Annotated in this window: 19 protein-coding genes; 9 read left to right on the top strand and 10 right to left on the bottom strand. The window is 64.0% G+C overall.

All coding sequences use genetic code 11. The features are described 5' to 3' along the window. Positions 1 to 138: 138 nt before the first annotated feature. On the bottom strand, positions 139 to 624 hold the full coding sequence (ybgC, locus tag ASD50_RS07735; protein WP_056238402.1) for a tol-pal system-associated acyl-CoA thioesterase: 486 nt from the start codon (positions 622 to 624) through the stop codon (positions 139 to 141). A 61-nt stretch (positions 625 to 685) separates the two neighbouring features. Here ybgC and ASD50_RS07730 point away from each other — a divergent pair, with 61 nt between their 5' ends. Further along, the gene (locus tag ASD50_RS07730; protein ID WP_056238812.1) at positions 686 to 1939 is read left to right on the top strand and encodes a glycoside hydrolase family 5 protein; all 1254 of its coding nucleotides are present in this window, start codon (positions 686 to 688) and stop codon (positions 1937 to 1939) included. 218 nt (positions 1940 to 2157) lie between these two features. On the opposite strand, the gene ruvB is transcribed toward ASD50_RS07730, so the two are convergent. From ruvB to ASD50_RS07695, 7 genes are all read right to left on the bottom strand, one after another. Continuing rightward, positions 2158 to 3195, bottom strand: coding sequence for a Holliday junction branch migration DNA helicase RuvB (gene ruvB, locus ASD50_RS07725; protein WP_056238398.1), 1038 nt, complete (start codon positions 3193 to 3195; stop codon positions 2158 to 2160). Positions 3196 to 3238: 43 nt separating this feature from the next. Beyond that, positions 3239 to 3859, bottom strand: a complete 621-nt coding sequence (ruvA, locus tag ASD50_RS07720; protein ID WP_056238396.1) for a Holliday junction branch migration protein RuvA — start codon at positions 3857 to 3859, stop codon at positions 3239 to 3241. A 20-nt stretch (positions 3860 to 3879) separates the two neighbouring features. Continuing rightward, complete coding sequence (ruvC, locus tag ASD50_RS07715; RefSeq protein ID WP_056238393.1) at positions 3880 to 4386, bottom strand: crossover junction endodeoxyribonuclease RuvC; 507 nt, start codon at positions 4384 to 4386, stop codon at positions 3880 to 3882. A gap of 121 nt (positions 4387 to 4507) precedes the next feature. Next, complete coding sequence (locus ASD50_RS07710; RefSeq protein ID WP_056238390.1) at positions 4508 to 5038, bottom strand: DUF1465 family protein; 531 nt, start codon at positions 5036 to 5038, stop codon at positions 4508 to 4510. A 376-nt stretch (positions 5039 to 5414) separates the two neighbouring features. Next, a complete protein-coding gene (locus ASD50_RS07705) occupies positions 5415 to 5795 on the bottom strand; it encodes a hypothetical protein (protein WP_056238388.1) in 381 nt (126 codons plus the stop codon). Between the two features lie 189 nt (positions 5796 to 5984). Continuing rightward, positions 5985 to 7625 carry an acyl-CoA synthetase gene (locus tag ASD50_RS07700; RefSeq protein ID WP_056238383.1) on the bottom strand — a complete coding sequence of 547 codons (1641 nt, stop codon included), beginning with the start codon at positions 7623 to 7625 and terminating at the stop codon, positions 5985 to 5987. Between the two features lie 59 nt (positions 7626 to 7684). After that, positions 7685 to 8455, bottom strand: a complete 771-nt coding sequence (locus ASD50_RS07695) for a sulfite exporter TauE/SafE family protein (protein ID WP_056238810.1) — start codon at positions 8453 to 8455, stop codon at positions 7685 to 7687. A 173-nt stretch (positions 8456 to 8628) separates the two neighbouring features. On the opposite strand from ASD50_RS07695, the gene ASD50_RS07690 reads away from it, so the two are divergent. The 7 genes from ASD50_RS07690 to ASD50_RS07660 all read left to right on the top strand — a co-directional run bounded on the left by ASD50_RS07690 (position 8629) and on the right by ASD50_RS07660 (position 15005). Continuing rightward, on the top strand, positions 8629 to 9276 hold the full coding sequence (locus tag ASD50_RS07690) for a thiamine phosphate synthase (protein ID WP_056238381.1): 648 nt from the start codon (positions 8629 to 8631) through the stop codon (positions 9274 to 9276). A gap of 2 nt (positions 9277 to 9278) precedes the next feature. Then, positions 9279 to 10394 (top strand): tetratricopeptide repeat protein, encoded by a 1116-nt coding sequence (locus tag ASD50_RS07685; RefSeq protein ID WP_056238376.1) that lies wholly within the window; start codon positions 9279 to 9281, stop codon positions 10392 to 10394. 105 nt (positions 10395 to 10499) lie between these two features. Next, positions 10500 to 11066, top strand: coding sequence for an elongation factor P (efp, locus tag ASD50_RS07680; protein WP_056238373.1), 567 nt, complete (start codon positions 10500 to 10502; stop codon positions 11064 to 11066). Between the two features lie 126 nt (positions 11067 to 11192). Then, on the top strand, positions 11193 to 11993 hold the full coding sequence (locus tag ASD50_RS07675; RefSeq protein WP_056238369.1) for an inositol monophosphatase family protein: 801 nt from the start codon (positions 11193 to 11195) through the stop codon (positions 11991 to 11993). A gap of 95 nt (positions 11994 to 12088) precedes the next feature. Further along, on the top strand, positions 12089 to 13111 hold the full coding sequence (locus tag ASD50_RS07670; RefSeq protein ID WP_056238367.1) for a MotA/TolQ/ExbB proton channel family protein: 1023 nt from the start codon (positions 12089 to 12091) through the stop codon (positions 13109 to 13111). Positions 13112 to 13251: 140 nt separating this feature from the next. After that, positions 13252 to 14283 carry a peptidoglycan -binding protein gene (locus ASD50_RS07665; protein ID WP_056238365.1) on the top strand — a complete coding sequence of 344 codons (1032 nt, stop codon included), beginning with the start codon at positions 13252 to 13254 and terminating at the stop codon, positions 14281 to 14283. A gap of 272 nt (positions 14284 to 14555) precedes the next feature. Next, the gene (locus ASD50_RS07660) at positions 14556 to 15005 is read left to right on the top strand and encodes a hypothetical protein (protein WP_056238362.1); all 450 of its coding nucleotides are present in this window, start codon (positions 14556 to 14558) and stop codon (positions 15003 to 15005) included. 19 nt (positions 15006 to 15024) lie between these two features. Here the strand turns inward: ASD50_RS07660 and ASD50_RS07655 are convergent, their stop codons facing one another. Further along, positions 15025 to 15378, bottom strand: coding sequence for a DUF1304 domain-containing protein (locus ASD50_RS07655; protein WP_056238807.1), 354 nt, complete (start codon positions 15376 to 15378; stop codon positions 15025 to 15027). Between the two features lie 140 nt (positions 15379 to 15518). Between ASD50_RS07655 and ASD50_RS07650 the strand changes: the two genes are divergently transcribed. Next, entirely contained in the window at positions 15519 to 17006 is a 1488-nt protein-coding gene (locus tag ASD50_RS07650; protein WP_056238358.1) for a carboxypeptidase M32, read from the top strand. Here ASD50_RS07650 and ASD50_RS07645 read toward each other — a convergent pair. Continuing rightward, complete coding sequence (locus tag ASD50_RS07645; protein WP_056238356.1) at positions 16991 to 18802, bottom strand: ABC transporter transmembrane domain-containing protein; 1812 nt, start codon at positions 18800 to 18802, stop codon at positions 16991 to 16993. The genes ASD50_RS07650 and ASD50_RS07645 overlap by 16 nt on opposite strands. Between the last annotated feature and the right edge of the window lie 64 nt (positions 18803 to 18866).

Below are 18866 nucleotides of genomic sequence, written 5' to 3'. Positions count from 1 at the left end.
CTCTTCAATCCGTTCATGAACCGTTATGGTTAAGGATGAGTTAGGGCCAAGGCACTGAATGCAATCGCGCATTTGTGCCGCGCCGTCGCCGCCCGACAGCATCCCGGCACCAGGTGGAGCGCCTTGGAACGGCTTCGATCAGCCGGCTTCAGCGCCGCCTTTCGGCATGAAAGCCGCGATCCATTCCTTCGGAAAGCGGCGCGGGCGGCCGTTTTCGCCGATGATCGCCGCCTGCACCTTCGCTTCCACGAGAACATCCTCGCCGCGCTTCAATTGCTGCGCCATGAAAATGCGTGCCCCCGAAACCTCCAGCGTGCGCGTCTCCACGGTCAGGATGTCGTCGATGCGGGCAGGCGCGTGGAAATCGATTTCCATGCGCCGAACCACCCAGACGATCTTCTCGCCATGCTTGCCGTCGGCAAGTTCTGTGTGATGGACGCCGGCCAGCCGCAGGAAATCGGAGCGTCCGCGCTCGAAGAATTCGAGATAGCGGGCATGGTAGACGACGCCGGAAAAATCGGTGTCGGCATAGTAGACCCGCGCCATCAGCCGGTGGCCGAACTGGGTCAGCGCCCCGGAAATGCCGGCTGCCAGGTCGCCGCCCGATTCACCATGATCGCCCATTGCGCTTTCCTTTTCATGCCCGCCAAGGCAGATGTCCTTCGCGATTTCGGACTATGATGCGATGGCACCGTTGGGCGTGATGATCAAGGGCTTGGGGGCAGTTCTGTTGCTGCTCGCAGCGCTCGTGGCGCCCGCCAGCGCCGCGAGTTTCACCATGAAGCGCGGCCTCAACCTCGACATCTGGACGACTTGGCCGGCCGAAGACAAATGGGCCGACCCTGACGCGATCCTGCCCTATCCCGAGTGGCGTAAGTTCCTCGCAGATACCAACCTCGAGGCCCTGAAAGCCTCCGGTTTCGACTTCCTGCGCATGCCGGTCGATCCGGCGCCTTTCCTGTCGGCCAAGACATCGGCGTTGCGCGACGATCTCTATGCCAGCGTGCTGGAATCGGCGCGCATGGTGAACCGCGCCGGCCTCAAGGTGGTGGTCGATCTGCACCTCATCCCGGCTGGCGGCAATCGCAGCATCGGCATGGGCGAGGTCATGAGCGACCCCGCTTTGTTCGACGCCTATATCGAAGTCGTGCGCAAGATGGCGGCGGCTCTTGCCAATGAAGACCCCGCCAGAATTGCCTTCGAGCCGATGAACGAGCCGGTGGTGGATTGCGACGCGGACAACACGCATTCCTGGCCGGACCGGCTGCAGCGCCTTTATGCGGCGGCGCGCGCCTCGGCTACAAAGCTCACGCTCGTCCTTTCCGGCGGCTGCTATGCCAGTGCCGAAGCCCTGTCCAAAGTCGATCCCAAGGCCATTCCCGACGACAACGTCATCTGGACCTTTCACTCCTACGATCCGTTCCTGCTCACTCATCAGGGCGCGACATGGGCCGGCGATTTCATCCCTCATGTCACCGGCCTGCCCTATCCGTTGAGCGCCGTGCCCCGCGCCGAACTCGATGCCGCCCTCGATAGCATTCGCGCCCGCATCAAGGCGGAAGCCCCGTGGACCCGCCGCAGCGGCCTGCTCGCCTATCTCGACGAACAGGTCGCCTCGATGGACAGCGAGGACAAGTTGCTCAGGATCATGGATGCGCCGTTCAGCAAGGCGGAAAAATGGGCCAAGGCCAACGGCATCAAGCCGGAAAACGTCACGCTTGGCGAATTCGGCATGATCCGGCAGGAATACGGCAACCCCCATGTCATGCCGGCGAAGTACCGCGCCGCTTACGCCCGCGACATGATCGCCCGCGCCGAAGCGCACGGCTTTTCATGGTCGCTATGGGGATATGGCGGAGCCTTCGGCGTGGTCGATGCCTTCGATGGCACGAAGGCCGAACCGGACGTGCTGGATATGGTCAGAAAGCTGGCGAAATAACCCCGCCTGACCCTTGCCAGCATAATTACCCCCACCCCTAACCCCTCCCCGCAATGGGAGGAGAACTTTGCCACCGCAGGTTCGCGCAACTTCCTTGGCGATTTCAGCCGGCGGGGATCGCGACGGAATTCCCCCTGCGGGGAGGAGTCAGGGGGGCAGAGCTTCACGGCGAGGTGAACCCCGTGCGCGACGCCTGCCACTCGCAAACGGCAGCCGCGTCACTCTTCCTGGAACAAACTTATCTGCTGCTGCGCGAGGTCGGCCGGCGCATCGAGCCCGAGATGCCGCCATGCATTTGCCGTCAGCATGCGGCCGCGCGGCGTGCGCTGGATGAACCCCTGCTGGATCAGATAGGGCTCGATGATGTCCTCGATGGCGTCGCGCGGCTCCGAAAGTCCCGCCGCGATGGTCTCGACGCCAACCGGCCCGCCGCCGAAATTATTGGCGATCATCGTCAGGTAACGGCGGTCGAGCGCATCGAGCCCGAGTCCATCGACCTCAAGCCTCGACAGCGCCTCGTCGGCGATCTTGCGATCGACATGGCCGTCCCCGGCCACCGCTGCGAAATCGCGCACGCGCCGCAAGAGGCGTCCGGCAATGCGCGGCGTGCCGCGTGCGCGCCGTGCGATTTCCACCGCGCCGTCGTCACCGAGCGGCATGCCGAGGATGCGCGCGCCGCGCCGCACAATCAGCTCCAGTTCCTCGACGGTGTAGAAATTGAGCCGCACCGGAATGCCGAAGCGGTCGCGCAGCGGGTTGGTGAGCAGGCCGAGCCGTGTCGTCGCCGCAACCAGCGTAAAGCGGGCGAGGTCGATCTTGACCGACCGCGCCGCCGGTCCCTCGCCGATGATCAGGTCAAGCTGAAAATCCTCCATTGCCGGATAGAGGATTTCCTCCACCGCCGGGTTCAGCCGGTGGATTTCGTCGATGAACAGCACGTCGCGGTCTTCGAGATTGGTCAGAAGGGCCGCAAGGTCGCCCGCCTTGGCGATGACCGGCCCCGAGGTCGAGCGGAAATTGACGCCCATTTCACGCGCCATGATCTGCGCCAGCGTCGTCTTGCCGAGCCCCGGCGGGCCGACGAACAGCACATGGTCGAGCGCCTCCCCGCGTCCCTTGGCCGCCTCGATGAAGACCTTGAGGTTGGCGCGCGCAGCCGCTTGGCCGACGAATTCGTCCAGCACCTGCGGGCGCAGCGTCTGCTCGGCGTCCTCGCCGCGCTTTTCGGGTGTGATGAGACGGGGTGAAAGGCTCATTTTCCTGTCCTGCCACGCCTCTCGCTCAGGGGCAAGCAGGGCTTCACCGCGCCAGTTCCTTCAGGCCGAGACGGATCAGCTTGGCGGAATCGGCATCCTCGCCCGCGGCTTTCATTGCTGCCGCGACGGCATTGGCGGCGGTGTCGCGCGAATAGCCGAGATTGACCAGCGCCGACACGGCATCCGCAATCGGAGCCGGAGCCACCCCTTCGCCCAGTTCCTGTTTCAGGCCGATGGTGCCGGAAGCAGAGCCGGCATAGGCCGGCGCCTTGTTCTTCAGTTCGGTGACGATGCGCTCGGCCACCTTCTTGCCGACACCCGGCGCTCGGCTCACCATGGCGATGTCGCGCAGCGCAATCGCGTTGGCGAGATCGGCAGGAGCCAGAGTCGAAAGCACCGCCAGCGCCACCTTGGCCCCGACGCCCTGCACATTACCCATCAAGAGGCGGAACCATTCGCGCTCCAGCGACGACTGGAAGCCGTAGAGACGGATCATGTCCTCGCGCACATAGGTCTCGATGAACAGCACCACGGCTTCTCCGGGCGCTGGCAGTGCGGCAAGCGTGCGGGCCGAGCAGAAGGCGACGTAGCCGACACCGTGCACATCGACGATGCAATAGTCCTCGTCGATCTCGTCGAGCGTCCCCTTGAGCTTGCCGATCATGTTTGCCCCCTCAAGCCCCCTCAGGCCAGCGCCATCCGGTAGGCCGCGCTTTGACGGTGGTGGGCGTGGCAGATGGCAATCGCCAGCGCATCCGCCGCGTCGTCGGTGTCGAACGACGCCTTGGGCAGCAGCACCTTGACCATCATGTGGATCTGTTTCTTGTCGCCGTGGCCGACGCCGATCACCGTCTTCTTGACCGCGTTCGGCGCGTATTCCGCCACCGGCAGCCCCGCCAGCGCAGGCACCAGCATGGCGATGCCGCGCGCCTGGCCGAGCTTCAGCGTCGCCGTCGCGTCCTTGTTGACGAAGGTCTGCTCTACCGCCGCCTCATGCGGCATGGCCGAATGCACCACTTCGGAAAGCCCGTCATGCAACTGGCAAAGCCGCGACGCCAGCGAAAGCTTGTCGTCCGAGCGCACGGTTCCCGCCGCCACGAAATGCAGCGAGTTGCCAAGGCTCTCGACGATGCCCCAGCCGGTGCGTCTCAGCCCCGGATCAATGCCGATGATACGAATCGCGTCCGCCATGTGCCCACTCTATCCACCGCCGGCAGACTTGCCAGCGATTTGTGAACAAACCGGAAACAAAGCTTGGGAAAAGCAGTTGCGGCTTTCTGCCCGAAAATGCCGGGCGAAAGGCGTCGCGAGGTCAGCCGCGGGCGAAGGCGTGGTTGAGCAGGGAAATCTGGTCGGAAACCGGATTGCCGCGGCGCCCTTCCACCGGCAGCTTGGTAACGCCGCCGCCGTAAATCTCTTCGTCCATGCGCCGCACCAGCGACTGCAGGCGCAGCGACCGCTTGACCAGATCGACGAAATCTTCCGGCAGTTCGCTCCAGCCGGCCGCATCCTCATGCGCCGAAACCGTGTCGAGGCGCACCTTGGATTTCTCGGACGCCACCTGGTCGCGCGTCATCTCGCCGGAATTGGCCGCGCGCTGCAAAAGAAGCCACGAGGCGATCTGCATCAGCCGGGTGGTCAGCCGCATGGATTCGGCCGCATAAAGCGTCGCGGCTATACGCGAAAGTTTCTTGGCTTCGGCCCGGCCCTTGCCGTCCAGATATTCGGCGGCCTCTTCGACCAGCCCCATGCCTTCATTGTAGAGCGGACGGAAGGATTGCGAGAAAACCCGGCGCTCGGCCAGTTTCACGGTGTTCATGCTTTCCTTCGATAGTTCGTTCATCGGTACACCCTGTCCGCTGCAGCAGGCCGACTCAAAAAAGGCCGCCGCCACGCTCACCCCGCTATACAATTTGAAAATGCGCCGCGTCTTCGTCCAAGGCAAGCACATGTTTAACAAAAGGTTAATATGAACAGGCTGACCCTTGCGGCAAGGTCAGCGCCCCGAAAAAAGGGCAAAAAAAGAGCCGCGGATGAGGCGGCTCTCAGGAGTTTAACAGGGAGGCGTCAAACAAAGTGGCTCCAACCACTCGGTAAGAATCCAGATAACTGGATGGGTATAGTAAACATCCGTAAAGCTTAATGATGCCTTAACGATACCGAGATTTTTTGTTTGAAATGCCGGTGATTTTGGTCTCCGGCCCCGCCTTCCCTTGGCGTCAGTTGCGTCCCCACAGCGCCGGCAGCGCGATAAAGGCAAACAGGAACATCGCCGCGTAGAAGCCCATCGAGGCGATTGCCACCAGCGGCTCGATGCTCTCGTGGCCGCCAAGCAAAATGAACAGACCGACGAGAAGCAGGATGCCGCTCACCGCCGTCAGCCAGAAATGGATGGTGGCCAGCGTCTTGGCCGCCACCGCCGGAAACAGGTGGTAGAAGAACGCGAAGACCGCCGACATCAGCCAGCCCGCCACCATGGTGTGCGCGTGCGTCGGCATTTGCGAATGGTCCTGGCTGATCGACATGGAAAGCCCGATCGCCATCCCGCACAGCGCGTAGATGATGGCCAGTGTAAAGAAGTTGCGTGATACGCCTTGCATGACAGTTGCTCCCGATTGCCTTTTCCCCCGCGGGAATGGGTGACGGACGCGCGAAACGATTGTTTTGAATTGATGAAACCCTGCTTGCCGGCCACGCCCCTGCTCAAGGCTGCTGCAAGCTCCGTCCCTCCCACGTACATGTACGATAACTAAAATCCGTGATTTCCGCAACGTAAACGAAGCAGAAACTCAACCGGTCTTTGCCATCTCGCGCAGGCGGAATTTCTGGATCTTGCCGGTCGAGGTCTTGGGAATCTCGGCGAAGATGATCGCTTTCGGCACCTTGAAGCGCGCCAGAAGGCTGCGGCAATGCTCGATGATCTCGGTCTCGCTTGCCATCCTGCCTGGCTTCAGCTCGACATAGGCCACCGGCACCTCGCCCCATTTGTCATCGCTCCGCCCGACGACGCCGCAGGCGGCGACTGCGGCATGCTTGTAGAGCGCATCCTCCACCTCGATCGAGGAGATGTTCTCACCACCCGAAATGATGATGTCCTTCGAGCGGTCCTTGATCTGGATATAGCCGTCGGGATGCATCACCCCGAGGTCGCCGGAATGGAACCAGCCGCCGGAAAAAGCCTCATCGCTGGCCGCCCGGTTCTTCAGGTAGCCTTTCATGACGATATTGCCGCGGAACATCACCTCGCCGATGGTCGCACCATCCGCGGGCGTCGCCTGCATCGTCTCCGGATCGATCACCGACAAATCCTCCAGCGCCGCATAGCGCACGCCCTGGCGCGCCTTCATCGCCGTGCGCGCGCCCTTGTCCAGTCCGTCCCAGTCGCTGTGCCATTCGTTGACCACCGCCGGCCCGTAGGTCTCGGTCAGTCCATAGAGATGGGTGACCTCGAAGCCTGCATCGGCCATGCCCGAAAGCACCGCTTCCGGCGGCGGGGCGGCCGCCGTGTTGAACGACACAGTTTGCGCAAACGTCCGCTTTTCCTCGTCCGGCGCATTTATCAACAGCGACATCACGATAGGCGCACCGCACAGATGCGTCACGCCATGCTCGGCGATCGCCGCATACATCTGTTTCGCCCGCACCCAGCGCAGACACACATGCGTTCCCGCCTGCACGGCCAGCGTCCACGGAAAGCACCAGCCGTTGCAATGGAACATCGGCAGCGTCCAGAGATAGACGCAATGCTTGCCCATGCCGGCATGGATGGTGTTGGTGTAGGCCATCAGCGCCGCGCCGCGATGATGGTAGACCACGCCCTTCGGGTTGCCGGTGGTGCCGGAGGTGTAGTTCAGCGAAATCGCGTCCCATTCGTCGTCCGGCATCGCCCACGCGAAATTCTCGTCGCCCGCCGTCAGGAACGCCTCGTAGTCGCGGCTGCCGATCCGCTCGCCCTTCGGATAGGGCGCGTCGGCTGGATAATCGGGATCGTCGTAGTCGATGACCAGCGGCTTGACCTTGGCGAGCGCCAGCGCCTCCTTGACCACGCCCGAAAACTCGCGGTCGACGACCAGCACCTTCGTCTCGGCATGATCGAGCTGGAATGCGATGATCGGCGCGTCGAGCCGCGTGTTCAGGCAATGCAGCACCGCCTTCACCATCGGCACGCCGAAATGCGCCTCCAGCATCGCCGGCGTGTTGGACAGCATCACCGTCACCGTGTCGTTCTTGCCGATGCCTTCCTTGGCCAGCGCCGAGGCGAGCTTCAGCGAGCGCCGCCAGAAATCGCGATAGCTGGTGCGTTGGCTGCCGTGGACGATCGCGACATGGTCGGGAAAAACCTTCGCCGCCCGCTCGAGATAGGTCAGCGGCGTCAGGTTCTGGTAGTTGGCGGCATTCTTGCCGAGGTCGTGTTCAAAGGAACTGCCCATCTCGTCCTCCGCAACGGGTTTCCACCGTTTCTAACCACAACAAACCGGCCGCGCCATTCCTACCAAAGATCGATCAGCCCATCCCACAACAGCTTGAGCGCGACCAGTCCCACCGTCGCGTACGTAAAGGGATAGAACACCTCCGGCTTCATCCTTCGCACCAGAAACGCTCCCGCCAGCGTCGCCAGCGGAGCCAAAGGCGCCAGCACCAGCGAGGCAGTCAGATTGGTGGTGTCGAACTGGCCGAGCGCGAAATACGGAACGAGCTTGACGGCATTGGTCATCGCGAAGAACAGCGTCGAGGTTCCCGACAGCACTTTCGGGTCGAGCCGGATCGGCAGGGCATAGACCTGGAACGGCGGCCCGCCGACATGGGCGACGAAGCTGGTGAACCCGGCAACCGCGCCCCAGAAGGCGGCGGCGATGCGGTTGGGCCGGGCGGCGTGATCGGCCCCGTGCCGCAGCAGCAGATAGAGCCAGCGTGCCACGAACACGATGGCGACGGCGCCGACGATCAGCCGCACCATGTCCTGCGTCACCAGCGCCGCCGTGAGCCAGCCAAGCCCAATGCCGGCGATCGAACCCGGCAGCATGTCGATCAGCATCCGGCGGTCATAGACGCCGCGCCACGTCCACACCGCGGCGACATCCATCAGGCACAGGATCGGCAAAAGAATAGCCGCCGCCTGCACCGGCGGCATGGTCAGCGCCATCAGCGGCACGCCGACGAAGCCGACCGCGCCGCCGAAGCCGCCTTTCGAAAGACCGACCAGCAGCACGGCCGGGATGGCCGTGGCGTAGAACCAAGGATCGAGCAGAAGGTCCGTCATCGGGCGAAAGCTTTGGGAAACCGTCTGCAATGGATAGCCGATATTGCCGAGCGTCGCGACCGCAAAACTTCGGTAGCCTGCCTGGCCATGCGCCTGTTCAAGAACGACGCTTTGCTCTATGCCGCAATGCAACCAACTTCGCCCCGCATAGGCGATTGCCGGAACCGACTGCCATGAACCCAGACACGCCGCCCAACCGCTGCCGCATCGTGCTGATCGCACCGCCTGCCCTCAAGGCCGACCGCCTCGCGCAAGCCTTGCAGGGCGGCGATGTCGCTTCGCTCATCCTGCCGCAGGGCGACATGGACGAAGCCGCCTTTCAGGCAATGGCCGAAAAACTCGTCCCGCTCGCCCAGCAGGCAGGCGCTGCCGCCATCATTGCCGGCGACAGCCGCATCGCCGGCCGCGTCCACGCCGACGGCATCCATATCGAAGGCTCGAGGCCTGACCTTGCCGACGCGATCGAACGCCTGCAGGACAAGATGATGGTCGGCACCGGCGGCGTGAAAACCCGCGACGATGCGCTCGATCTCGGCGAAGAGCGGCCCGACTATATGTTCTTCGGGCGCTTCGGCTTCGACACAACGCCCGAGCCGCACAAGCGCAACCTCGCGCTCGGTGCCTGGTGGGCGGAGATGATCGCCGTGCCGTGCATCGTTCTGGCCGGCAACGACATCGCCTCGGTCGAGGCGGCCGCTCAGACGGGCGCGGAGTTCGTCGGGCTTTCCGCCGCCGTCTTCGCCGATGGCGTCGACCCGCATGTCGCAGTGGCAAGGGCAAATGCGCTGCTCGACGAAACCGCACCGCGTTTCGAGGACTGACAATGGCGCGTCGCTTGGCATTGGCTTCGGTTTTCGTCTGCGCCTGCCTCGCAAGCGCTGCGGCCGAAACCGTTCCAGCCGCAACGGCATCGGCCCCGGCGCCGGAAGCGTCCGCCACGCAGGCCCCCACCACGCAGGCCCCCGCCGCAAAAACCCCTGCAGCGCAAACCCCTGCGCCTGCCGCAAAAAGCGACAAGCCGGCCATGCCGAACCTGCCGCAGCCGGCAACCACGGCATCGCCCGGTCCGTTGCCGTCGGCTGACGGCCTCGACCCGGCCCGCTTCGGCGCACGGCCGGCGGACGAGGCTTACGGCGCCTTCCAGCGCGGCCTCTACAAGACCGCCTACAACCTCGCTTTGCCGCGCGCCAAAAACGGCGATCCGGCAGCGCAGACACTGCTTGCCGAAATCCTGTCGCGCGGCCTCGGCGTGCCGGCCAACGCGGCCGAAGCGGCAAAATGGTATTCCGCCGCAGCTGAGCGCGGCGTCCCGGAAGCCCAGTTCCAGTATGCCTTGATGCTTCTCGACGGCCGCTTCGTGCCGAAGGATGAGAAACAGGCCTACGCGCTGATGCAGGCGGCGGCGGAGGCCGGCAATCCGCTGGCGCAGTTCAACTTCGCCCAGTTGCTGGTCAAGGAAGATTCCGGCGATGCCGGTTTGGCGCGGGCTGTCTCCTACTACGAGCGCGCCGCCAATGCCGGCGTTGCCGACGCGCAATATGCGATGTCGCAGATTTACGCCAACGGTGCCGGCGGCAGGAAACAGGACAACGCGCAGGCATTGCTGTTCCTCGCCAGGGCCGCGCGCCAGAACTACGACACCGCCCAGCTCGATCTTGGCGAGTGGCTGATCGAGGGGCGCGGCGGCAAACGCGATTTGAAGGCCGGTTTCGGCTGGATGCTGGCAGCCGCGAACGGCGGCAACGTCGCGGCCCAGAACCGGCTTGCCAAGCTTTACATGGGCGGCATCGGCACCGAGCCGGACTCCATCCTGGCCGGCGCATGGTACATCGTCGCCCGCCGCGCCGGTCTGATCGATTCCGAGATGGAAGACTTCATGCACGGCTTGACCGACGAGGAAACCAAAAAGGCGCTGCAACGGGCAAACCGCCTTCCCTGATCCGGCGTCAGGGCCGCATCTCTTGCCTCTTTCGGAGAAGTGTGGTCTTGGAAGCGCCGAAATCGCCGCTTTCGGCGATCACCCCACTTCGGACCCAGATAAATCATGGCCAAGATAAGCGGCAGCGAAATTCGCCCCGGCAGCGTCATCGAACACGATGGCGGCTTGTGGGTGGCGGTCAAGACCAACACGGTAAAACCCGGCAAGGGCGGCGCCTACAACCAGGTCGAACTGAAGAACCTCATCAACGGCACCAAGCTCAACGAGCGTTTCCGTTCGGCCGAAACGGTCGAGCAGGTCGACCTCGAATACAAGGACTTCTCCTTCCTCTACGAGCAGGGCGACGCGCTCGTCTTCATGGACACCGAAAGCTACGAACAGCTCGAACTGCAAAAGGATTTCGTCGGCGAACGCGCCGCCTTCCTGCAGGACGGCATGATGGTGACGGTGCGCCTCTATGGCGAAAAGCCGATCGGCGTCTCCTTGCCCGACCAGGTCGTGCTCACCATCACCGAGGCAGACCCCGTCGTGAAGGGGCAGACGGCAGCCTCATCCTACAAGCCCGCCGTGCTCGAAAACGGCATCCGCGTGCTGGTGCCCCCGTTCATCGCGGCTGGCGAGCGCATCCTCGTCGACACCAACGAGATCACCTACCTGCGCCGCGCCGATTGAGATTAGGGCAGCAGGGCAACAAGGCAGTAGGGGATAGGGAATAAAGGAAACACCCTTGCTGCCCTGCTCGCTTACTGGCCTATTGCCTTACTCCCCTACTCACCTGCTTCCTACGAAAGACCCTCCATGGCCCGTTCAGCTATCCTCAACGTAATGGTCCAGGCCGCAATGAAAGCGGGCCGCTCGCTATCGCGCGATTTCGGCGAAGTGCAGAACCTCCAGGTTTCGCTGAAAGGCCCCGGCGACTATGTCAGCCAGGCCGACCGCAAGGCCGAGGACATCATCTTCGCCGAACTGTCGAAGGCGCGTCCGGGATATGGCTTCCTGATGGAAGAGCGCGGCGCGGTCTTCGGCGATGACGACCAGCATCGCTGGATCGTCGACCCGCTCGACGGCACCACCAATTTCCTGCACGGCATTCCGATGTTCTCGATCTCCATCGCGCTGGAGCGCCAGGGCCAGATCGTCGCCGGCGTCATCTACAATCCCGCCCTGGACGAGCTTTACACGGCCGAGCGCGGCGGCGGCGCTTACGTCAACGACCGCCGCTTGCGCGTCGCGGCCCGCAACAAGCTGACCGACGCCGTCATCGGCTGCGGCGTGCCGCATCTTGGCCGTGGCCATCACGGCAACTTCCTCATCGAGTTGCGCAACGTCATGGCCGAGGTCGCCGGCATTCGCCGCATGGGCTCGGCAGCCCTCGATCTTGCCTATGTCGCCGCCGGGCGCATGGACGGCTTTTGGGAAGCCAATCTTTCGGCGTGGGATATCGCCGCCGGCCTGTTGATGGTGCGCGAGGCAGGCGGCTTCGTCTCCGACATGGATGGCGGGCAGGCCATGCTCGACGACGGCACGGTCGTGGCCGGCAACGAAGCTATCCACCGCACGCTCCTGAAGACGCTCAAGAAGCCGCTTGCGCCGCGTTGATGGCGGCAAGCGCTGTCAACGTCTGCAAGCACCACTTTCAATTTTGCCGGAATTCCGTTTAGAGTCCCAACGCGGCGGAATCGGATGGAACACGCATGGCTTTGCTGAGATCGTTCGGAATTGGCGGAAGCTCGGATGTGCTGAGCTATGATCCGCACAAGCTGTCCAGCCCGCAAGTCTTCCTGCTGACGATGGTCATCTTCCTTGCCATCGTCGGCTTCATTGCCATCATCCTCACCCGCCAGATCCAGGCCGCCTTCGTCACCAATCCCGGCCTCAACGGCCTGATCCTCGGCGTTCTCATCGTCGGCATCCTGCTGGCGTTCGCTCAGGTCGGACGGCTGTTTCGCGAAGTGCGCTGGGTCAATTCCTTCCGCGCCGGTTCCGAAACGACCGAACCCGTGCTTCTGGCGCCGATGAAGGCGATGCTCGGGCGCTCGGCCTCGATGGCTTTCTCCACCAGTTCCATGCGCACCATGCTGGATTCGATCGCGACCCGCCTCGACGAAAGCCGCGACACCTCGCGCTATCTCGTCGGGCTCCTGATCTTCCTCGGCCTGCTCGGCACCTTCTGGGGCCTGCTGCATACCATCGGCTCCATCGGCGAAACCATCCAGTCGCTCGATCCGGGCACCGGCGATTCCGCTTCGGTTCTCGAAGCCTTGAAGCAAGGCCTCGCCGCGCCGCTGTCCGGCATGGGCACGGCCTTTTCGTCCTCGCTGTTCGGCCTCTCCGGCTCGCTGGTGCTGGGCTTCCTCGACCTCCAGTCCGGCCGCGCCCAGAACCGTTTCTATACCGAGCTCGAAAACTGGCTGTCCTCCGTCACCGACCTGTCGTCGGACATCGCCGTTCCCGAGGGCCTGAAGGCGGAAACCTCCGACGAGATCCGCGCGCTGTCCGAACGCCTGCGCTCGATGCAGGAAACCGGCGGGGCAAACCCGCGCGTGGCAACCGCCATGGCCAACCTCGCCGACGGCATCTCCGGCCTCGTCAAGAACATGCGCTCCGAGCAGCAGATCATGCGCGATTGGGTCGAGGCCCAGTCGGACGAGCAGCGCGCCATGCGTGAAACGCTGGACAAGATTGCCGACGCCCTGAAGAAGCAGGGGGTCAATTAGACCATGCTCCTGTCGAGTTGGGCCATTCTGCCGGAGCTGGTTCGCGGCAAGGTCGAGGGGTTCGGAGAAGGTCGTACCGGTAGTACGGCCAAGCCGAAGCCCGAAGGATTTGACACGAACCGGACCGGGAGCATGGTCCGATGGCGTTAGCTCGCGGGCGTCGCAGCGACCGCCATATCGACTACTGGCCGGGGTTCGTCGACGCTCTGTCGACGCTCCTGCTCGCCATCATGTTCCTGCTCTCGGTCTTTGTGCTGGCGCAGTTTCTCTTGAGCCGCGAGATTTCCGGCAAGGACGAGGTGCTGAACCGGCTGAACTCGCAGATCAACGAACTCACCCAGTTGCTGGCGCTCGAAAAGGGCAACACCCAGGACGCGCAGGACGCGCTGGCCAACCTGCAGGCGTCGCTGTCCGCCGCCGAAGCTGAAAAGAGCCGGCTCGAACAATTGCTGTCGCAAGGTGCGGGCGCCGGCTCCGCCGCGAATGCCCGCGCCGACCAGCTTTCCGGCGAGCTCGACAGCCAGCGCCAGATCAGCCAGCGCGCGCTCTCGCAGGTCGAATTGCTCAACCAGCAGATTTCCGCGCTGAGGAAGCAGATCGCGGCGTTGGAGCAGGCGCTCGACGTCTCCGAACAGCGCGACCGCGAATCCAACACCAAGATCGCCGACCTCGGTCGCCGCCTCAACGTCGCGCTTGCCCAGCGCGTGCAGGAACTGAACCGCTACCGCTCCGATTTCTTCGGGCGGCTGCGCGAAATCCTCGCCGACCGCGAAAACATCCGCATCGTCGGCGACCGCTTCGTGTTCCAGTCCGAAGTCCTGTTCCCGACCGGCTCCGACCAGATCAACGACGCCGGCCAGGTCGAGATGAAGAAGCTCGCCGACGCCATCATCGAGTTGCAGAAGGAAATCCCGCCCGAGATCAACTGGGTGCTGCGCGTCGATGGCCACACCGACACCAAGCCCTTGTCCGGCACCGGGCGCTACAAGGACAACTGGGAGCTTTCCAGCGCCCGCGCCACCTCGGTGGTGAAGTATCTCATCGCCAGCGGCGTGCCCGCCAACCGGCTCGTCGCCGCAGGCTTCGGCGAATTCCAGCCGCTCGACGAGGCCGATACCGACGAGGCCCGCACCAGGAACCGCCGCATCGAGCTGAAGCTGACCGAACGCTGAGTTGCGCGGCGCTTGGAGCACCGAAAGCGCAGGAAAGCTGCCTTTTGCGGGCCGCAATCACCCGAATCCGACCGTGCCCGTTTAGGGCCTCAAATAAGGCCGGCAAGGCCGCCCAGAATTATCTTTTTGTAATTACACTTTGCCGATCGCCGCTCCTAGCTTGGCCTCGGACCGGGAACCGCCGGCGGTGTCCCCGACACCGCGACGCGACGGAACCGGACGGTCCATGCAGCAAGGCCGCAACAACCTTGCTTCAAAAAGGAGACGCAAAGATGCGCTCTTTCCTCGCACCGACAATCGCACTTGCCTCGATTCTGGCGGCAACTCCTCTTGCAACCGCCTATGCCGCCGGCCATAGCGCCTCGCTTGCCGGCAACGACGACCACACCACCAGGCTGGACGAGCAGATGGCGCCCGTCGATCACGGCGCGCGCCTCACCAACATCCTCAACGACCTGCAAGGCATCGACCAGGGCATCGCGGACGCCCGGCAGGAGAAACAGATCACGCCCGCCACCGCCCGCAGCCTGCAAGTAGAGGCCTCGACCATCGGCGCATCGGCTGAACGCGTTGCCCGCGCCGACCATGGCCGTGTGCCCAATCCGCAATATCGCAAGCTGATGGGCCAGCTCGACAACCTCGATCAGGCGCTCCTCACCGATACCGGAAGCGGCTTTTCGATGAACGACCATGCCGGCGGCATGGCCTATCCGAACGGCTGACGCTGATTGACCGTTGCCGCTACCAGCCGGCCCACAACAGGGCGAGGCCAAGCAGCGCCGGCACGGTCTGGATGAAAAGGATCTTTCTCGATGCGGTCGCCGCGCCGTAGAGCCCGGCGATCGCCACGCACAGCAGAAAAAACACCTTCACCTGGAAGCCTGCCGCTCCGAGATAAAGTCCCCAGATCAGGCCGGCGGCGAGGAAGCCGTTGTACAGTCCCTGATTGGCCGCGAGCACCTTCGACGCCTTGGCGAACTCCGGCGTCAGGTTGAACGCCTTGTGGCCGCGCGGCGTGTCCCATGCCGCCATTTCCAGATAGACGATGTAGAGGTGGATGAGGGCGACCAGTGCGACCACGATATTGCCAAGCATGGCGTTCCCCCTCTCGTCTTGGTTCATCTGAACACAGTCGGCGCGGCGTTTGCAAGCTTGGCTCTGGCCCAGCTTGTCAGGGCTTGCCATTCACGCCGCCCCGGGGTCTTTTCGCTCCATCAGATTCACGGGATCGCACCATGTCCTTCGCCAGACTCGACGACCTTGGCCATAAGCTCGAAGCGCTCGAACATGCGCTAGCCATTTTGGGTGCCGACGAGGCCACCCACATGGCCGTCGGCGGCGGCGAGAAGCGCGCCGAGGCGATGGCCGCCCTTGCCGGCATGTATCACCGCCAGGCGACCGCGCCCGAAATCGCCGGCTGGATCGATGCCGCCAAGGGCGAAAACCTCAACGACGAGCAACAGGCGGCGCTTGGCGAGTTCGAACGCCACTACACCAACCTCACCTGCCTTCCGGCGGAATTCGTCGAGCGCCAGACCGCCGCGCGCATGCGCTCGGAACAACTGTGGCGCGACCTGCGCGCCAAGGGCGACTGGTCTTCGTTCCAGCCGGCGCTCGAAGGCATCGTCGCACTGGTGCGCGAAGAAGCCGCCATGCGGGCCGGCGCGCTCGGGCTCGATCCCTACGATGCGCTTATGGAGCAATATGATCCCGGCAACCGCGCAGCCGGCATCACGCCGGTCTTTGCCGAACTGAAGACCTTCCTGAAGGACTTCGTGCCAAAGGCGCTTGCCGTGCAGGAAGAGCGGTTGGCGAAGCGCGCATTGAAGCCGCTATCCGGCAGCTACGCCATCGACAGGCAGCGCGAGCTTGGCCTCGCCATGATGGGCGCCGTCGGCTTCGATCTCACCCACGGCAGCCTGTCGGTCTCGCACCACCCCTTCTGCGGCGGCGTGCCGAGCGACGTGCGCATCACCACCCGCTACAGGAGCGACGAATTCCTCTCGGCGATGATGGGCGTGCTGCACGAGGCCGGCCACGCGCTCTACGAACAGAACCTGCCGCAGGCGTGGGCGCACTGGCCGCTCGGCAAGGCGCGCGGCATGGCCATTCACGAAAGCCAGAGCCTGTTCGTGGAAAAGCAGCTCGGCCGCAACCCCGCCTTCTGGCGCTGGGCCCTGCCGATCGTCGAAAAGCACCTTGGCGAAGACTGGTCGATGGACGACATCTTGCCCCACATCCTCCATGTCGAGCGCGGCCTGATCCGCGTCGATGCCGACGAGGTCACTTATCCGCTGCACGTCATCTTGCGCTACGAACTGGAACAGGATCTCGTCTCGGGCCGTCTCGAGGTCGCCGACCTGCCCGAAGCCTGGGATGCCGGCATGCGCGAATATCTCGGCCTTTCCACCATCGACAACCCGGCTGACGGTCCGATGCAGGACGTCCACTGGCCGAGTGGCGCGTTCGGCTATTTCCCGTCCTATACGCTGGGCGCAATGATGGCGGCGCAGCAATGGGCGGCGCTGGTGCGCGATCACCCTGACGCCAACGACGACATCGCCAAAGGCGATTTCTCAAGCGTCAACGCATGGCGGCGCGAGCGCATCTGGTCGCAGGGCTCGCGCTGGTCCACGCCCGACCTGCTCGAGCGCGCCACCGGCGAAGCGCTCGAAGCCCGCCACTTCATCGGCCATCTCAAACAGCGCTACGGAAGCGCCTGAACCTTGCGCTCGTTGAAAACGCCGGCCCCGGCGTCGAACTGCAGCCTCGCCAGCCGCGCATAAAGCCCGCCCTTGGCGACGAGGCTGGCATGGGTGCCTTCCTCGACGATGCGGCCTTCGTCCACCACGAGGATACGGTCCGCCTTCAGCACCGTCGCCAGGCGGTGCGCGATGACCAGCGTCGTGCGCCCGCGCATCAGGTGCTCCAACGCCTCCTGCACCAGCGTCTCGCTGGCTGCATCGAGCGCCGAGGTCGCCTCGTCGAGCAAAAGGATCGGCGCGTCGCGCAGGATGGCGCGGGCAATGGCGATGCGTTGGCGCTGGCCGCCCGACAGCATCACGCCGCGTTCGCCAACCTCGGTCTCGTAGCCCTTGTCCAGCTTGAGGATGAATTCGTCGGCAAGTGCCGCTTTCGCCGCCGCCGCTATATCCGCATCCGATGCGCCGGGCCGGCCGAAGGCGATGTTGTCGCGCACGCTGGCCGCGAAGATCGTCACGTCCTGCGGCACGATCGCCATGCGCTGGCGCAGCTCTATCGGATCGGCGTCGCGCACATCGATGCCGTCGACCCGGACCGAGCCCGTCTCGGGGTCGTAGAAGCGCAGGATCAGTGAAAAGATCGTGCTCTTGCCCGCGCCCGAAGGACCGACGATCGCCACCGTTTCACCCGGCTTCACCGAAAAATCCAGCTCGTGCACGGCAGCCCGGTCCGGCCGTGCCGGATAGGAGAAGGAAACCTTGTCGAAGCTGATCGTCCCTTGCGCGACTGTCGGCAGCGGCTTCGGATTTGCCGGCGCCTCGACATTCGGCTCCTCGTCCAGAAGCTCGGTCAGGCGCTCCGCCGCGCCCGCCGCCTGCGAAAGCTCGCCCCACACTTCCGACAGCGCGCCGAGCGCGCCGGCGGCAAACACCGCATAGAGCAGGAACTGGCCGAGCGTTCCCGGCGACAAGACGCCAGACAGCACGTCGCGTGAGCCGAACCACAGGACGGCCACCACCGAGGCAAAGATCGTGAAGATGGCGACAAAGGTCAAAAACGCCCGCGCCAGCACCGAGGCGCGCGCCGCCGAAAAGGCGTTCTCGACCGCAGCGCCGAACCGCCCGGTCACCAGTCCTTCATTGGTGAACGCCTGCAAGGTGCGCACCGCGCCGATCTGCTCGCTGGCATAGGCTGTTGCATGGGCAAGCGTGTCCTGCGCAATGCGCGACTTGCGCCGCACCGAGCGGCCGAAGCCGACCAGCGGCAGCACGATCAGGGGAATAGCCGCGATGACAAGGCCGGAGAGCTTCGGGCTGGTCACCACCATCATCGCCAGCGCGCCGAGGCCGAGGATGACATTGCGCAGCGCAACGGATGCGGTTGCGCCGACGGCGGACTTGATCTGCGTCGTGTCGGCTGCCAGCCGCGATACGATTTCGCCCGATTGCACATGGTCGAAGAAGGCCGGCGACAGCGTCGTGACGTGCGAGAACACGTCGCGACGGATATCCGAAACCACGCGCTCGCCCAATGTGATGACGAAATAGTAGCGGCCGGCCGACGCCAATGCCAAAAGCGCCGCCATCAGCACGAGCATGGAGAAATATTCGGAAATGAAGGTCGAATCGGCGCCGGAAAACCCGTGGTCGATCATGCGCCGCACGGCAAGCGGCACGGCAAGCGTCGTCACTGCCGCCGCCACCAGCGAGATCATCGCCCCGATCACCAGCTTGCGGTAGCGGCCGATATAAGGAACAAGGCGCCGCAACGGCTTCAGCGAGCGGCTGCGCCCGTCTGCGCTTTCTGTTCGCGCCATCTGTTGTTTCCCTGTCCAAGCCCGTTAACGGACATCAATATGCCTTTTACCCGACCTTGTGATT

It is taken from the genome of Mesorhizobium sp. Root552, from assembly GCF_001427285.1.
In the GTDB taxonomy this organism is placed as follows: Bacteria; Pseudomonadota; Alphaproteobacteria; order Rhizobiales; family Rhizobiaceae; genus Mesorhizobium.
The sequence above is the reverse complement of the archived record's forward strand: the minus strand, read 5'-3'. Positions and strand labels throughout refer to the sequence as shown.

Excerpts from the sequence above, each read along its gene's own strand:
- ybgC (WP_056238402.1), bottom strand. The coding sequence starts at position 624 with ATGGGCGATCATGGTGAATCGGGCGGCGACCTGGCAGCCGGCATTTCC.
- ASD50_RS07730 (WP_056238812.1), top strand. The coding sequence starts at position 686 with ATGGCACCGTTGGGCGTGATGATCAAGGGCTTGGGGGCAGTTCTGTTG.
- ruvB (WP_056238398.1), bottom strand. The coding sequence starts at position 3,195 with ATGAGCCTTTCACCCCGTCTCATCACACCCGAAAAGCGCGGCGAGGAC.
- ruvA (WP_056238396.1), bottom strand. The coding sequence starts at position 3,859 with ATGATCGGCAAGCTCAAGGGGACGCTCGACGAGATCGACGAGGACTAT.
- ruvC (WP_056238393.1), bottom strand. The coding sequence starts at position 4,386 with ATGGCGGACGCGATTCGTATCATCGGCATTGATCCGGGGCTGAGACGC.
- ASD50_RS07710 (WP_056238390.1), bottom strand. The coding sequence starts at position 5,038 with ATGAACGAACTATCGAAGGAAAGCATGAACACCGTGAAACTGGCCGAG.
- ASD50_RS07705 (WP_056238388.1), bottom strand. The coding sequence starts at position 5,795 with ATGCAAGGCGTATCACGCAACTTCTTTACACTGGCCATCATCTACGCG.
- ASD50_RS07700 (WP_056238383.1), bottom strand. The coding sequence starts at position 7,625 with ATGGGCAGTTCCTTTGAACACGACCTCGGCAAGAATGCCGCCAACTAC.
- ASD50_RS07695 (WP_056238810.1), bottom strand. The coding sequence starts at position 8,455 with ATGACGGACCTTCTGCTCGATCCTTGGTTCTACGCCACGGCCATCCCG.
- ASD50_RS07690 (WP_056238381.1), top strand. The coding sequence starts at position 8,629 with ATGAACCCAGACACGCCGCCCAACCGCTGCCGCATCGTGCTGATCGCA.
- ASD50_RS07685 (WP_056238376.1), top strand. The coding sequence starts at position 9,279 with ATGGCGCGTCGCTTGGCATTGGCTTCGGTTTTCGTCTGCGCCTGCCTC.
- efp (WP_056238373.1), top strand. The coding sequence starts at position 10,500 with ATGGCCAAGATAAGCGGCAGCGAAATTCGCCCCGGCAGCGTCATCGAA.
- ASD50_RS07675 (WP_056238369.1), top strand. The coding sequence starts at position 11,193 with ATGGCCCGTTCAGCTATCCTCAACGTAATGGTCCAGGCCGCAATGAAA.
- ASD50_RS07670 (WP_056238367.1), top strand. The coding sequence starts at position 12,089 with ATGGCTTTGCTGAGATCGTTCGGAATTGGCGGAAGCTCGGATGTGCTG.
- ASD50_RS07665 (WP_056238365.1), top strand. The coding sequence starts at position 13,252 with ATGGCGTTAGCTCGCGGGCGTCGCAGCGACCGCCATATCGACTACTGG.
- ASD50_RS07660 (WP_056238362.1), top strand. The coding sequence starts at position 14,556 with ATGCGCTCTTTCCTCGCACCGACAATCGCACTTGCCTCGATTCTGGCG.
- ASD50_RS07655 (WP_056238807.1), bottom strand. The coding sequence starts at position 15,378 with ATGCTTGGCAATATCGTGGTCGCACTGGTCGCCCTCATCCACCTCTAC.
- ASD50_RS07650 (WP_056238358.1), top strand. The coding sequence starts at position 15,519 with ATGTCCTTCGCCAGACTCGACGACCTTGGCCATAAGCTCGAAGCGCTC.
- ASD50_RS07645 (WP_056238356.1), bottom strand. The coding sequence starts at position 18,802 with ATGGCGCGAACAGAAAGCGCAGACGGGCGCAGCCGCTCGCTGAAGCCG.